The organism is Yoonia sp. 67-2 (assembly GCF_035117555.1).
Lineage (GTDB): Bacteria > Pseudomonadota > Alphaproteobacteria > Rhodobacterales > Rhodobacteraceae > Yoonia.
Genome location: NZ_JAYKPK010000004.1, coordinates 179,418 through 194,366 on the forward strand (window position 1 = coordinate 179,418; position 14,949 = coordinate 194,366).

Genomic DNA, 14,949 nt, shown 5'->3' on the forward strand with positions numbered 1-14,949 from the left:
ACGTCAGCCTTGCGGCATCCGTTCCTGCATTGTTGGCGGGTCAGGCGGGTTTCGCCGCTGGGCGGAACGGATGCTGCTGCCCCCGCGTTGGACCAATACAGAAGAAGGACATATCATGGACCGCCTCAGCATCTATCTTTCCCTCGCCGTCGGATCGGTCGTCACCGGTGCGCTGGTCATTCTGGTTTTGTCGCTGGGCTGGTACTCTTGGCCCGCCATCGGCGGCGCTGCCGCTGTCGGATTTGTCGCGACATGGCCGATCAGCTACGCGATTTCACGCCGGATCAAACGGCAGGATGCAGGCTGGGACGAAACCAAGGTGGAAGGTCGCCAAAGCCCGCTGCCTGACCCGACAGCGCCCGAAGTGTAACGATTGCGGCGATGGCGGACAGGGCAAATGAACCTTTGTCGTCAGCCAGCCGGAATCACCTTGCCGGGGTTCAGGATATTGTGGGGGTCGATCGCTGCCTTGACCGCCCGCATCACATCCAGCGCCACCGGGTCTTTGCGCCGCCGCATCGTGTCGATCTTCGATAGGCCGACCCCATGTTCGGCGCTGAATGACCCGCCCAGCTCCTGCACCACATCTTCCACCGCTTCGACCATGGCCTGCATCACTGCGGGATCGTTGCGGCTGATATAGCTCGTGTGATGGATATTGCCGTCGCCCAGATGCGCGACCAGCACCTCATCGACATCCGGGTCGATGGCCTTCAACCGTGGCGTCAATGCGCCCTCGAACGCCGCGACCTTGTCCAGCGGCAGGGCCACATCGGTATTCACGAAATGCCCGCCGAAAAAGGCGACATGGCCCGCATCCTCGCGTCGTTTCCAGATCTGGCGGCGCTGCGCCTCATTCTGCGCGATCACGGCATCAAGCAAGCTGCCATCTTCCAGCATCTGTCCAAGGATATCTTCCAGCAGTGTCACCACTGGCACTTGTCCGTCGGAACTGGGGGTGGCGTCGCGGGCCATGGTCGCGGCAACCTCGATCATGATATTGACGTCGTGATCCTGCGCAAAAGGCGGCGGCATCTCGGGGAACATCTGGCGGTGTTTGGCGATATAGCTGCGCGGCATATATTCAAACGCCTCCACGCCGCCGCCGGTTTCGGCCTGCAAACGGTGCAGTAGATCCAGCGCATCAGCCAGCGACGGCACCGCGACCATGGCGGTGGCATAGGCCAGCGGCTTGGGGTGCAGTTTCAGCACGGCGGCGGTGATGATGCCCAATGTGCCTTCCGCGCCGATGATCAGATTGCGCAGATCAAGCCCGGAATTGTCTTTATGCAGCGCAGACATCAGATTCATCACCCGGCCATCGGCCAGCACGACCTCCAGCCCCAGACACAGGCCGCGCGTGCTGCCATAACGCACCACGTTCGATCCGCCTGCATTGGTGGACAGCAGCCCGCCGATCATCGCGGACCCCCGCGCGCCCAAGGTCAGCGCAAAGATCAGGTCATGCTTGGCTGCGGCATCATGCAGGTGCGACAGTATCACACCCGCCCCCACAGTGGCGGTGCGGCCCGCGACATTGATCTCTGTGATCTGGTTGAGCCGTTCGACCGACAGCACCAGCGCGCCCTCCGCCGTGGTCGCCCCGGTCAGCCCGGTGCGGCCCGCGGCAGGCACGACTGGGGTGCGCGTTGCATGGGCGATCTGCATAATAGCGGAGACTTCGGCGGTGCTTTTTGGGCGCAGCACGGCAAGCGGGGTGGATACATAAGCCCCGGTCCAGTCGGTGCCATAGGGGGCAGCATCCACGCCGGTCAGGATGCATTCTGCGCCAAGAACGGCGGCAATCTGGTCAAGGACGGACATGGCATGCCTTTCGTGCGGTTTGCGGCACGTTAAGGAGGTTTGTTGGCAAGGGAAAGGTGGTGGCGTGGGGGAGACTTGAACTCCCGACCTATCGATTATGAGTCGATCGCTCTAACCAACTGAGCTACCGCGCCAAACCATGAGCGTCCGATTACGCAAGTGGCGGGGGGGTGTCAAACCGATTCTGCCGATTTGACATATGGTAAGGTGGATCACGATCCAGCCTGCGCCTAGTCGTAGCGCAGGTCCGTCGCTTTGCCGCGAAACACGGTATAGGCCAGAATCGTATAACCCAAAATCGCAGGCAACACGAAAAGCGTGCCGATCAGGATGATGAACAGGCTTTCCGGTGCGCTGGCCGCCTCATAGATCGTCAGCTGATCGGGCACGACATAGGGATAAAAACTATAGGCCATGCCACCGAATGCCATCACCCAAAGCGATGTCGCCGCCGCGAAAGGCAAATATGACCAGCGGTCGTTCATGTATGGCATGCGGCGCAACATCCACCACAGCCAGACAACCAGTAACCCGGAGATGATCGGCAACGGTGACAGCAAAAGCGCCTCTGGCCAGCTGAACCATTTGTCAAAAATCCGCGCAGAAACCAAGGGTGTCGCCATCGAAATCAGTCCGATCCCCAGCACCAGCCCCCAGATCCCGCCTTTGGCCCAATCCACCGCCTTGCGCTGTAAATGCTCATCGGTTTTGTGAATGACCCAGGTGGCACCAATGAAACTATAGCCGACGGTCAGAAAGACCGCCGTCAGTGTGGCGAAACCGGCATTCGCCCAGTTCCATTCCAGCCCCATGATATACATGCCCAGCATGAAGCCTTGCGACAGCGAGGTCATCAGCGACCCTGCGAAAAACGCATTGTTCCAAAGATGTTTATGCGGTGCGGGCGCCTTGGCGCGGAATTCGAATGCCACACCACGCAGGATCAGCCCGATCAGCATGATCGCCACCGGCAGATAAAGCGCGGTCAGGATCGCGCCATGCGCTGTCGGAAAGGCCACGAGCAGTAAGCCCACCGCCAGCACCAGCCATGTCTCATTGGCATCCCAGAACGGCCCGATGGAGGCGATCATGCGGTCCTTCTCATCATCATCGGCGAAAGGGAACAGCACACCGACGCCCAGATCGAACCCATCTAATACGACATAGATCAGGATCGACAGACCCATCAGCCCGGCAAAGACGAAGGGCAGCCAGAGAGCCGGATCACCAAAAGTATTCATGCTATTCACTCCGCCGGGACAGCTTTGGGTGCAGCCGCCGTGGAGGGTGCCACATTGGTGCCGATATCCTTCCCCTGCGCCATTTTCCGCGCCAGATAGAAGATCACATAGACATAGGCCCCCAGCAACAGCGCATAGACCACCAGATAGGCGATCAGCGTGCCCAGCACCATCGGCGCAGGCACATCGGCCACCGCCTGCTGCGTGGTCATCACCCCTGTCACCAGCCAGGGCTGGCGGCCGATTTCAGTCGTATACCAACCCGCCAGCGTGGCAAGCCAGCCGCTGAAGGACATCGCCACCAGCGCGTAAAGCATCGGTTTGGGCAGACCTTCCACCCCGCGTTTACGCCGCAGCATCATGAAGGACGCCGCCCAGCTCAGCAGCAGCATCGCCACACCGGTGCCGATCATCACCCGGAACGACCAGAACACCGGTGCGACGCGCGGATGCAAGGCTGTGCCATCATCGGCGACGAAATCATTCAGCCCCTGCACCTCGCCATCCCATGTATGGGTGAGGATGAAGGACGCGAGGTTGGGAATCGCCACCTCGAACCGGTTTTCCCGCGCTTCCTGATCCGGCAGAGCAAACAGGATCAGCGGCACATTGCCCCCGGTTTCCCAATGCCCTTCCATCGCGGCGACCTTGGCCGGTTGATATTCCTTGGTGTTCAACCCATGCATGTCACCGATGAAAATCTGCACCGGCATCAACAAGGCCGCACCGAAAACGGCAGTTTTCAACGCGACCCGGACACCAGCCGTGCGCCCGCCGATCAGCCAGCGGAAGGCGCTGACACCTGCAATCAGGAAGCTGACGGTCAGGAAGCTGGCCACCACCATATGGGTGAAACGATACGGCATCGACGGGTTGAAGATGATCGCGAACCAATCGGTCGCATGGGCGACGCCATCGCGCATCTCATACCCCTGCGGCGTATGCATCCAGGAATTCAGCACAATGATCCAGAAGGCCGACATCAGCGTGCCGAAAGCCACCAGAAAGGTCGCTGTCGTATGCAGCCAGTTCGGCACCCGGCTGAACCCGAACAGCATGATGCCCAGAAATACCGCCTCGAGGAAAAACGCGGTCATGATTTCATAGGCCAGCAGCGGCCCCGCAATATTGCCCACGGTTTCCATGAAACCCGGCCAATTGGTGCCGAACTGGAACGACATGGTGATGCCCGACACAACGCCCATGGCGAATGACAAGGCAAAGATTTTGACCCAGAAGCGATAGGCCTCCATCCAGCGGTCGTCGCGGGTCATGTTGTAGCGGATCTTGAAGAACAAAAGCACCCAACCCAGCGCGATGGTGATCGTCGGGAACAGGATATGGAATGAAATATTGGCCGCGAATTGTATCCGGGACAAAAGGAGTGTTTCCATCATTTGCTTTCACCTTTACGCTGACGTTGACCCATATATAGCCAAATGAAGCCTTGTGTCATTGGGGTGCGACAGCAGGGCGCGGAACCAACCTCGTCCTTTTAACCTTACAACACAAAAGTAAATATACGGTATCTGTGGCGTAATTTTCGACCAAAAAGGCAGGCGATGACTGGATTTCTGACAACACATGTTCTTGATACCGCCAATGGTGTGCCTGCGGCGGGGATGCGGGTCGATCTCTACCGGCTTTCCGGGGGTGCGCCTGTGCATATCGTCACGATGGTGACCAATGCAGACGGCCGCACAGACAGCCCGATTCTCCCCGCCGTAGATTTCGCCGTGGGCCGGTATGAACTTGTCTTTCACGCAGGCGCTTACTTCGCCCGCCCCGATGATCCGCGGTTCCTTGACGACATCCCGATCCGCTTTGGCATCAATGATCCGGCGTCACATTATCATGTGCCACTGCTGGTCTCGCCCTTCGGGTTTTCGACTTATCGGGGAAGCTGATGGGTAGGATGCGTGATATCACACATCCTACGGTGCAAATCGCCATGACGTGATCTGCTCATAAGTCTCACCCGCCGCGATCTTGATCTGCGGGAAATGCGCATGGTTCGGCGCGTCAGGCCAATGCTGCGCCTCCAGCGCCAATGCGCCATGGGTGGGGCGGCCGTCAAAGACCTGCATGCCCGGCATATTCGTCGCCATGACCATGCTGACACCGCTCTGACCAGTCAGCCAGAGCACATCGCGTGGCGCTTCCAGCCCCTCTGACAGGCAGAAATTGTGATCCAGCGCCGGTGTCTGCGGCCCCAAGACCGGGCCGTCGCGGAAATCCATATCGGTGCCGCTTACATCCGTCACATCACCCGTGGGGCAGGTGGCGGCATCGATTGGCAGGTAATGATCGGCGGCGATCTTCATCCGGTGACCGTGCCAGTTCGGGGTGCCGTCAAGGTTCCAATAGGAATGATTGGCGATATTCATCACGCTCGCCACATCGCTGGTCGCGGTGATTTTCAGGTTCAGCGTGGCAGGGGCGGTCAGCGTAAATTCCGCCGTCACACGCCGCTTGCCGGGCAAGCCCGCCATGCCATCGGGCAGATCCAGCGCCAAAGTGGCGGCGGTGTCTGTCACCGCAACCACATCCCAGACCTGCGCATGCAGACCTTCCGCACCGGAATGCAGATGCCGCTGCCCGTCTTCATTGCGTTCCAGCTCATACATCATCCCGTCAAGCCGGATGCGGGCATTGCCGATCCGGTTGGCAATCGGGCCGACCAGCGCGCCATGATAAAGCAGCTCGCCTTCGTAATCGGCCAGATCATCCGACCCAATGGTCAGCGAATGATCGACACCGGTCAGCCGGACATCCTGCAACCGCGCACCATAGGTCAGCAAGGTGACTGTCAGATCACCCGCTTCCAGCTTGATTGCGTGGACCTCTTTGCCGTCTTTTGTCGTGCCGAAAACCTGCATCACAATGCCTCCCAATGCACCCCTGCTGCTGGCACGATCGCGCCGTTCCAGATCTGGGCAATTGGGGCGTAATTGAACACGAAACGATGCGTCGCACTATCCCTGATCCGCAGCCCTTCGGGCAAAGTATAGCTGGGCAGGTCGAGCGCATCACACAGCCCGCCGATGATCGCGTCAAAGGTCGCCTCATCCGGCCAGCCGGCGAGATAGCGCAGGTGATCGCCGCCCATGATCGCGGGCTGGCCTGACTTGGTGGACAGATGCACGGGGGCCGTGCCTTCCAGATGTTCGAACCAATGCCGGAAAGTGCCGCCGCCTTGCAGCTTGACCTTGGCATCGGGTGGGATGCTTTCGGTCAGCACGACACTGACTTCAGTATCGGGCAGATCGGGGCCAAGCGGATTGGGGATCGCCAGTTCATCGGTCTTGGTATCACTGCGCGGGCCGATCAGGGCGATACCTTTGAAACCCGCCAATGCCTTGCGCAGCGGGGCGCTGATCTTCATCAGCCCCGGTGCCAGCACGAGTTTATAGGCGGACAGATCGGCACAATCCGGCGGCAGAATGTCGATATTCAACCCCGCCCGGCGCAAAGCACGATAGGCGGCGAAGGCCAGACGAAACGCCTCGAAATCCGCGCCCTGCGGTTGGGTGTCCCAACCCCATGCGCTTTCATAGTCGAACACCAGCGCGGCCTGCGCCTGTGCCGTCCCGACATCGGGCAGGGCGGCGATTTCATCGGCGACCTGACGGCATTCACCCAAGGCGGGGGCGGGGGCAGAATCAGGGCGCAGCAGACCGGCATGGTTCTGTTCCTGCGCGAAAGGCGCCTGCCGCCAGCGGAAATAGCAGACGGTTTCGGCACCATGGGCAAACGCCTCCCACGCCCAAAGCCGGGCCATACCGGGCAGCGGGGCAGGATTATAAGGCGCCCAGTTGACCGGGCCGGGTTGCTGTTCCATCACCCAAAGCCGGCCTTTGCCGACCGCGCGATACAGATCATGGTGGAAAGCCTGCATATCAGGGTGGCCTTGGCGCAGGAAAGTGGCCTTTTCCTTGGCCGTGCCTTCGAGCCGGTCCGACAGAAAGCCAATCGGATAACTATCCCACGACGCGATATCCAGATCCGCCCCGACCTTCCAATGATCGAATGTCGTGATGCGGCCCATGTAATTGTGGATCAAAGGCGCAGATGTATGGCGGCGGAGTTCATCGGCCTGCACCTTGTTAAAGGCCACGACCTGATCGGATGAATACCGCCGGAACGCCAGCACATGCGCGGGGTTCGGTTCGGTCACTGTCAGATTGGGTAAATCGATCTGATCAAAGCTGTCATAATCCATCGACCAGAACACATTGCCCCAGGCCCGGTTCAGCGCATCAGGCGATTGGTATTTCTGCGCCAGCCAGTCCTGAAACCCGCGTTTGGCGGTATCGGAATAGGACAGGGTGGTATCATGGCAATCATATTCATTGTCGATCTGCCAGGCGGTGACATGCGGGTTCTTGCCATAGCGTTCACCCATCAGTCGCGCGATCCGGCGGCATTCATCGCGATAGCCCTGATGGCTGAAATCATAATGCCGGCGCGACCCGAATTTGCGTACCCGCCCTGCGGCATCGACGGCCAGCATGTCGGGATATTTATCCAGCATCCAGCGCGGCGGCGTCGCGGTTGGCGTGCCCAGGATGACCTGCAACCCTGCTGATCCCAGCACGTCAATCGCGCGGTCGAGCCAGTCCCATGTCATGGTGCCAGGCACCGCCTCCATCCGCTGCCAGGCGAATTCCCCGATCCGCACCCAGGACAGGCCCGCATCGACCATGCGCGCGGCATCTTCGGCCCATTGATCTTCGGGCCAATGTTCGGGGTAATAACAGACGCCGAGTGTGCGTTTCATAGGTCAGCCTTTGAGTATTTGGAACAAAGCGAGGGCAGGATCACAGGATGACCTGATGTTCGGCCTGTCCTTTGTAGGATGTGGATGTGGTATAGGTTTTGCCCTGATCCGCACCATCCAGCCCGGTGGCGGCAGAGGTGCAGAAAAGCGTCGTCAGATCATCACCCCCGAAAGCGGGGCAGGAGGTTTGCGTGGCAGGGAAATGATAGCTTTCGATAAAGGTCCCATCCGGCGCATAGCCCGCGACGCGCCCCGCACCCCATTGCGCATTCCACAGATTGCCCTGCGCATCGACGACCGCGCCATCAGGGTGCAGATCGGTGTCGGTCAGGTCGATATGGACGACTGGATCGCCCATGGGCCAGCCATCGGCATCCAAGCTGACGCGCATGATCTTTTGCAGCGGCGTATCGGCGAAATATGCACTCTTGCCATCCGGCGCGAAACAGATCGCATTGGAAATCGTGACCGGCGCGATGATCTGGCGCAATGCGCCTTTGTAATAGCGATAGATCGCGCCTGCGCCCTCTTCCGCCTCAATCCCCATCGTCCCGATCCAGAACCCACCCAGCGGGTCGGCGCGGCCATCATTGGACCGGGTGACAGGATTGTCAGCCTCCAGATCGCACAGCTTGGTCTGGCTGCCATCGCGCAGATCGAGCCGGAACAGCGCAGACTGGCTGGCAATCAGCAACGTATCCGCATCGACCCAACCCGCGGCAGAGACATATTCGTCAAACTGCCAGTGCCGTGCCTTGCAATGCAGGCGCTTGCCCAGAATATCGAACCAGAACAATTCACCACGCACAGGATGCCACAGCGGCCCTTCACCAAGAATGCATTGGGTATCGTCATGGATCATTTGCTGGCCTCATCATAGGCTGTGACAATCTCCTGCGCGCGGGCTGCGATATCGGCGACCGACAGGCCAGGTTGATAAATGGCTGTTCCGATGCCGAAACCGTCGATGGATGCGGCCATCCATGTTGCAAAATTGCTAGCACCCGCGCCACCGACGGCATAGAGCTGCGTGCCTTTGGGCAGCACTGCGCGGATCGCCTTGACACCATCCGGGCCGATCAGGCTGGCGGGGAAAATCTTCAACCCATCCGCCCCGGCCTTCAGCGCGGCAAAACATTCCGTCGGCGTCATCACTCCGGGCCAGCTTTGCATGCCCGCCGCCTTGGTTGCGACAATCACGCGCGGGTCGCAATTGGGCGACACGATCAGCTTGCCCCCCACCTGCGCCACGCGGCCCACATCATCGGTGGACAGCACCGTGCCTGCGCCGATCAGCGCGTCATCGCCAAAGGATCGCACCATCTGGCCGATACTGTCGAACGGGTCAGGCGAGTTCAGCGGCACTTCGATCCTTGTGATCCCGGCTTTGATCAGCGCCTCGGTCACGGGCAAAGCCTCGGCGGGTGTGATGCCGCGCAGGATGGCGATCAGGGGACGGTGCATGGTTTATCCTTTCAACTGGCGATAAGCGGCGGTCAGCCCGGCGAGCGTGGCTTTTTCCGCATTGACCTGCGTGGCAGGCACAGCTTGCTGCGCCAGTGCCTTGACGTAAAGCGAGGCGAGCCCGCCCGCGCCGATCACGGCAATCTGCTGGCCCAGCCAATAGGGTTTGGCCGCAGCAAGTTCCGCCCCGATCAGCAGACCCGACAGCCGCGCGCGCGCCGCATGACACGGCAGGTCATGCAACAGACCTTCGGCGCGCAGCGAAAACAACCGCCCGGCGATTTTCTCGGGCCTTGAATAGGTATCGGACAGACCTTGGTCGAAAGCCGCATCATCCCAGCCTTCGGCAGCAATCGAATGGCGCAGCACGCTATGGCTGGCCAAAGCGGCGAACAGCTCACCTGTCATGAATGTCTGGAAACTGACGATTTCATCGGCGCTGACATGGACCCATTTGGTATGGGTGCCGGGCAGACAGATCACCCCGTCCCAGCCTTTATTCTGCGCCAGAAACCCCGCGATCTGGGTTTCCTCGCCACGCATGACATCGGCGGGCTGCATCTGTTTGACGCCGGGGATGACATGGACATCCAGCCGCTGGTCCTGCGTTTCGGGCCGCGCGAAACCGGGTGATTGCGGCGGGCAGGGGGTGGCGGCATAGGGCGCTTCGACCCAGCCTTGCCGCGATCCGACCATGCCGCAGGCGATCACCGGGGTCGGGCCATCCAGCCAATCGCCGATCAACGCCAGCAAGGCGGGTTCAAAACCGGCACGGTCCAGCCCACCCATGCCTTTGTCCGACCCGGCCTGCGCCAGCACGGTGCCAGTGGCCGACATCGCCCAGGCGCGGACATTCGATGTGCCCCAATCGACAGCGATCCATGTGGGATTGATCTGGTTCATCCTGTCCCCACTACGCCAGCATCCACGACCATCGTCTGCCCCGTCATCATCGCCGAGGCTTGCGAGGCCAGAAACAGCACCGGCCCGACCATGTCATCCGGTGTCATGAACTGCCGCAAACATTGCTTTTCCAGAAACGCCGCCTTGCCTTCGGGCGTGGCCCACATTGTTTCCTGCTTTTCGGTAAAAACCCAGCCGGGGGCGATCGCATTGACCCTGATCCCGCGCGGACCCCATTCCCGCGCCAGCGAGCGGGTCATCCCCGTGATCCCGGCATTCGCGGTGGTATAGGTGATCATTCCCGCAGCACCCATCATATAGCTGATCGAGGAAAAGTTGATGATCGCACCTTGGGGCCCCATCACCTCTGCCGCTTTCTGGCTGGCAAAGAAATAGGCTTTCAGATTGACCGCCTGCAGATCATCCCATTGCTGCGGCGTGACCTCACGGGCGTCATGGCGCACGTCATTGGCGGCGTTATTGACCAGCGCGCGCAATGGGCCGTGCTGATCTGCCGCCGTGGCGATAGCAGCCTGCAAAGCCGCTGTATCGGTAATGTCGCAGCGGATGAACAAAGGCCGATTGCCATGTTTCGCGGCCATCTCATCCACGAAAGCGGTCGCATCTTTGCGCCCGACAAACGCCACCTTGGCCCCCTGCGCCAGAAACCCATCGGTCAGCGCCGCACCAATCCCATTGCCGCCCCCGGTGATGAACACCGAAGCACCGGCCAGATCGTGAAACGTGGCGATCATAGTCTCTCCCCCTCCAGCACCCACATCCGTTCCGGGAACGACCATGGCAGCGTCACGCCGTGATGCATCAGATAGGCGCCGGTCACAACCAGCGCATCCGACTTCAACAAAGGCGCGCCGCGCGACAGATGCGTGGCCTTGTCACGGTTGATCAGCGTCACGCGATACCGCGCCGCAGGGTCCAGTTCTGTCAGCCGCAAAGGGCGCGGCACAATCTGCGTACTGGTCGCGGCCTTGCCCGCGAAAACGACAAAACGGCTGGCATCCTGCGCCAATTGCTGTTCGGCAATCACCGCCGGGTCGGCGGAATCGAGCCGCAGAATATCCGCTCTATGCAGCCAATGGCGGTGATGTTTCCACCAGCTTGTGACCTCGGCCAGCACTGTGGCTTCATGCTCGGTCAATTCGCGCGGGTCCATCTCGAACCCCATATGCCGCTGCGCCGCAACCCAAGCGCGGAAAGAGATATCCAGCGTGCGCCCCGACGTATGGCAGACCCGTGGCCCGACATGGCTGCCGGTCACCGCCATCGGCAGGAACAAGGCCGCATCATGCTGAATGCGCAGCCGTTCCAGCGCGTCATTGCTGTCGGAGAGCCAGACGCGCTGGGTGCGTTGCAAAATGCCGAAATCGATCCGCCCGCCGCCAGAGGCGCAGCTTTCAATCTCGACCTGCGGGAAATCCGCGCGCAGCCGGTCGATCAGCGCATAGGACCCGCGCGTCTGCGATGCATCGGGCATTGGCAGCACGCGGTTATGGTCCCATTTGATGTAATCAATCGGGTGATCGGTCAGGATCGCGGCCATGCGGTCATAAAGATAATCCCGCACCGCAGGCAGCGCCATATTCAGCGCCTTTTGCTGGCGGCCCAGCGTCTGATCCTCGCTGCCCAGCACCCAATCGGGATGGGCGCGGTGGATATCGCTGTCTTCATTGATCATCTCTGGCTCGAACCAGATGCCGAATGTCATGCCCAACCCATGCACATGGTCGATCAGCGGATGCAGCCCGTCAGGGTATTTGCGGGGATCGACCGTCCAGTCCGAAAGGCTGCGGGTGTCGTCATCGCGCTGCCCGAACCAGCCGTCATCCAGCACGAACCGTTCCGCGCCAAGCGCGGCAGCACGGGCGGCGATATCTTTCAGCACCGGCAGTTTGTGGTCGAAATAGACCGCTTCCCAGCAGTTGTAATGCACCGGGCGCGGGATTTCGGGCTTGGGCCATGTGACGATCCGGTCGCGCAAATGGCGTTGGAAAGCGACTGCGCAGCCGTTTATCCCACGGTCGGAATAGGCGATATACAAAGGCGCTGTGCTGAAATGCGTCGCCGCTTCGGTTTCCATCTGCGCGGCATGACCCCATTGGATCTGCCGCCTGCCATCGGGCAATTCCTCTGCAATCATCCGATGCCCACCAGACCAGCCATAGTGAAAGGCATAAGCCTCACCCATCGTATTCGTCGCCCCACGGCAGGGCACGATCAGCCCGGGGAAATGCTCATGCCCCGTCCGCCCGGTGCGGTTCTCGCGATAGCGCATGCCGGGCGACCAGGCCGTGCGCGACAGTTGGAATTCCCCACACCAGCGGCCCGACACATCGATCATCTCATCCGATTGCTGCGGGCCGGGCAAAACAGGTGCCGCCAGCCAATGCAGATGCACCGGCCGGTCAGCATCCAGTTTGGTCTGGCAAGTGATCACATTGGTCTGCGCATCCGACAGGAAACTACAAGTCAGGTCCAGACGATTATCCGCATCGCGATAAGTCAGCACCAGCGACGTTTCGTCCTGCACCGCATCCACAAAACAGAATTTCGGCAGCAAGGACGTCCCATCGCCATCCCGCAGGATCAGCCCCGGCTGGCCTGGAAAACTCCGGCTCGCCTCGGGCGACAGCGACAGGTCAGGGTTTTCGTCCAGCATCCCGCCTGTGACGTCAATCGCATGGGCGGCATGCAGAATATCAAGGTCTTCATCCGCGCCAAGGGCGGGCCCCCAATAAACCACCTGCGGCAGGCGGTCATTACGGGCGGCCAGCACGAGCGTCTGACGGCTATCATCAATCCGGTAGGTTTTGGTCATTTTACTTACTTTACTGCGCCAAGGGTCAGGCCCGCGATGAAATGTTTCTGCATCAGAAAGAACATCGCCACAGGGGGCAGGGCGGCCACGATGGAACCCGCGCTCATCAGATGATAGGCGGCGCGGAATTGCGAATTAAAGCTGGTGATTCCGGCAGTGACAGGCTGGCTTTCGGGGCCTTGGGTCAGCACCACCGCCCAGAAATAATCATTCCAGATAAAGGTGAAGACCAGCACCGCCATCGCGGCAATCGCGGGCTTCATCAAGGGCAGAACCACGTACCAGAAAATGCGCCATTCCGCGACGCCCTCCACCCTTGCCGCCTCGATCAGCGGAAAGGGCAGGGCGCGGATGAAATTGCGCATGAACAAGGTGGCAAAGCCGGTCTGAAACGCGATGTGAAACAGGATCAGCCCGGTCTTGGTGTTATAAAGCCCCATATCGATGGTCAGATCGCGCACCGGCACCATCAGGATCTGGAACGGCACGAAATTCCCCGCGATGAACATGAAAAAGATCAGCAGATTGCCTTTGAACTTATACACCCCCAGCGCAAAGCCGGTCATGCAGGCCAAAGCCACAGTGCCGATCACCGTCGGCACCGTGATCAGCACGGAATTGAGCAGATAGCGCGGCATTGCGCTTTCGAAAAACACCAGCCCGTAATTGGTGAACCCTTCAAAGGATGTGGGCCAGCCCCAGTAATTACCGGTGGTGAAATCCACCGCCGGTTTGATCGAAAAGATCATCACTGCGATCAAAGGCAGAAGCCACAGCACCAGCGCGAATGGCAGCAGCGCCTGATAGCCGACCCGCACCGGGGCGGAGGTTTTCTGAACAGGGGTGGGAAACATCAGCGTGCCGCCTTTTCTTCTTGATACATCACCCACAGGAAATAGGAGATGAAGACCAGCATGATCACGAACAGCACCACAGCCACCGCTGCGGCATAGCCATATTCCAGACCGCGTTCGGACAAAGATTTCTCGAATACATAGAACGACAGCACCCGCGTTGACCCAAAAGGCCCGCCATTGGTCATGATCGACACCAGATCAAAACTGCGCAACGCGCCGATGATCGTGACGACAAAGGCCAGAAATGTCGCCGGTTTCAATTGCGGCAGGATCACATACCACAGCATCTTGCGGCCCTTGGCACCATCCAGACGCGCGGCCTCGACCTGTTCGGGGTCCACGGCGTTCAGCCCGGTCAGATAGAGGATCATGCAATAGGCCGTCTGCGGCCAAAGCCCCGCGATGATGATCCCGTAGGTCGCGGTATTGGGGTTGCCCAACACGCCGCCCGGAATCTGAAAGCCGAACAGGTTGGTGATCACGGTGAACAACCCGTTATTGGGCATGTAGAACCATGTGAACACCAGCCCGACAACGACCTGCGAAATCACGAAGGGAAAGAAGAACAAAGACTTATACAGCCTGATCCCGCGCACATTCTGGTTCAGAAACAGCGCGATCATCAGCCCGGCGGGAATCGCCAGCAGATACAGCACCAGCCAGCGCAGGTTATTCCATAACGAAATCTGAAAGTTGCGGTCGGCCCGTTCACCATTCAGACCGAAGAGTTTGTTATAGTTTTCCAGACCGACATAGGTGCCATTGGTGCTGACATCGCCCAACCCGTTCCAGTCATAAAGCGAAAGGCCGAAACTTTGCCAGATCGGTGCCACGACATAGACGAAAAAGAACAACAGGCCCGGCGCCAGGAACAGCCAGGGCGTGATGGCGATTTCGTTGCGGCGATACCAGCCGCGTTTGGGCTGGCTATAGCTGTCGGTGGAAATTGTCATGGGCGGGACCTGTCTATCTGGCGTGGTCTGGTCAGGTGCGCAATGAATGCGCACCCGATGGTAGGGCGCGCATTATGCGCACCCCTTTATC

The 14,949-nt window shown here is 60.0% G+C and carries 14 protein-coding genes and 1 tRNA gene; 2 read left to right on the top strand and 13 right to left on the bottom strand.

Annotated features, from left to right (window positions below):
* The first annotated feature begins 115 nt into the window (after positions 1 to 115).
* Entirely contained in the window at positions 116 to 370 is a 255-nt protein-coding gene (locus tag VOY09_RS08440) for a hypothetical protein (protein ID WP_322893948.1), read from the top strand.
* Positions 371 to 411: 41 nt separating this feature from the next.
* On the opposite strand, the gene VOY09_RS08445 is transcribed toward VOY09_RS08440, so the two are convergent.
* The 4 genes from VOY09_RS08445 to VOY09_RS08460 form a co-directional block, all read right to left on the bottom strand.
* On the bottom strand, positions 412 to 1,824 hold the full coding sequence (locus VOY09_RS08445) for an FAD-binding oxidoreductase (protein WP_322893947.1): 1,413 nt from the start codon (positions 1,822 to 1,824) through the stop codon (positions 412 to 414).
* Positions 1,825 to 1,881: 57 nt separating this feature from the next.
* Positions 1,882 to 1,958, bottom strand: a tRNA-Met gene (locus VOY09_RS08450).
* A gap of 96 nt (positions 1,959 to 2,054) precedes the next feature.
* A complete protein-coding gene (locus VOY09_RS08455; protein ID WP_322893946.1) occupies positions 2,055 to 3,065 on the bottom strand; it encodes a cytochrome d ubiquinol oxidase subunit II in 1,011 nt (336 codons plus the stop codon).
* Positions 3,066 to 3,070: 5 nt separating this feature from the next.
* Complete coding sequence (locus tag VOY09_RS08460; RefSeq protein ID WP_322893945.1) at positions 3,071 to 4,462, bottom strand: cytochrome ubiquinol oxidase subunit I; 1,392 nt, start codon at positions 4,460 to 4,462, stop codon at positions 3,071 to 3,073.
* A 165-nt stretch (positions 4,463 to 4,627) separates the two neighbouring features.
* Between VOY09_RS08460 and uraH the strand changes: the two genes are divergently transcribed.
* Entirely contained in the window at positions 4,628 to 4,972 is a 345-nt protein-coding gene (uraH, locus tag VOY09_RS08465) for a hydroxyisourate hydrolase (protein ID WP_322893944.1), read from the top strand.
* 27 nt (positions 4,973 to 4,999) lie between these two features.
* Here uraH and VOY09_RS08470 read toward each other — a convergent pair whose 3' ends face one another.
* From VOY09_RS08470 to VOY09_RS08510, 9 genes are read right to left on the bottom strand one after another with little or no spacing between them, the layout of a single operon-like run.
* Positions 5,000 to 5,944 (bottom strand): aldose epimerase family protein, encoded by a 945-nt coding sequence (locus VOY09_RS08470; RefSeq protein WP_322893943.1) that lies wholly within the window; start codon positions 5,942 to 5,944, stop codon positions 5,000 to 5,002.
* Positions 5,944 to 7,845 (bottom strand): beta-galactosidase, encoded by a 1,902-nt coding sequence (locus VOY09_RS08475; RefSeq protein ID WP_322893942.1) that lies wholly within the window; start codon positions 7,843 to 7,845, stop codon positions 5,944 to 5,946. The genes VOY09_RS08470 and VOY09_RS08475 overlap by 1 nt, the downstream gene beginning before the upstream one ends.
* 40 nt (positions 7,846 to 7,885) lie before the next feature.
* On the bottom strand, positions 7,886 to 8,707 hold the full coding sequence (locus VOY09_RS08480) for an SMP-30/gluconolactonase/LRE family protein (RefSeq protein WP_322893941.1): 822 nt from the start codon (positions 8,705 to 8,707) through the stop codon (positions 7,886 to 7,888).
* Positions 8,704 to 9,309: a 2-dehydro-3-deoxy-6-phosphogalactonate aldolase gene (locus VOY09_RS08485; RefSeq protein WP_322893940.1), complete on the bottom strand. Its 606-nt coding sequence runs from the start codon at positions 9,307 to 9,309 to the stop codon at positions 8,704 to 8,706. The genes VOY09_RS08480 and VOY09_RS08485 overlap by 4 nt, the downstream gene beginning before the upstream one ends.
* Before the next feature lie 3 nt (positions 9,310 to 9,312).
* Positions 9,313 to 10,212, bottom strand: a complete 900-nt coding sequence (locus VOY09_RS08490; protein WP_322893939.1) for a 2-dehydro-3-deoxygalactonokinase — start codon at positions 10,210 to 10,212, stop codon at positions 9,313 to 9,315.
* On the bottom strand, positions 10,209 to 10,967 hold the full coding sequence (locus VOY09_RS08495) for an SDR family oxidoreductase (RefSeq protein ID WP_322893938.1): 759 nt from the start codon (positions 10,965 to 10,967) through the stop codon (positions 10,209 to 10,211). Before VOY09_RS08495 ends, VOY09_RS08490 begins: the two co-directional genes overlap by 4 nt.
* Complete coding sequence (locus VOY09_RS08500) at positions 10,964 to 13,048, bottom strand: alpha-galactosidase (RefSeq protein ID WP_322893937.1); 2,085 nt, start codon at positions 13,046 to 13,048, stop codon at positions 10,964 to 10,966. The genes VOY09_RS08495 and VOY09_RS08500 overlap by 4 nt, the downstream gene beginning before the upstream one ends.
* Before the next feature lie 5 nt (positions 13,049 to 13,053).
* Positions 13,054 to 13,902, bottom strand: coding sequence for a carbohydrate ABC transporter permease (locus VOY09_RS08505; protein WP_322893936.1), 849 nt, complete (start codon positions 13,900 to 13,902; stop codon positions 13,054 to 13,056).
* Complete coding sequence (locus VOY09_RS08510; RefSeq protein WP_322893935.1) at positions 13,902 to 14,858, bottom strand: sugar ABC transporter permease; 957 nt, start codon at positions 14,856 to 14,858, stop codon at positions 13,902 to 13,904. Before VOY09_RS08510 ends, VOY09_RS08505 begins: the two co-directional genes overlap by 1 nt.
* Positions 14,859 to 14,949 lie beyond the last annotated feature (91 nt).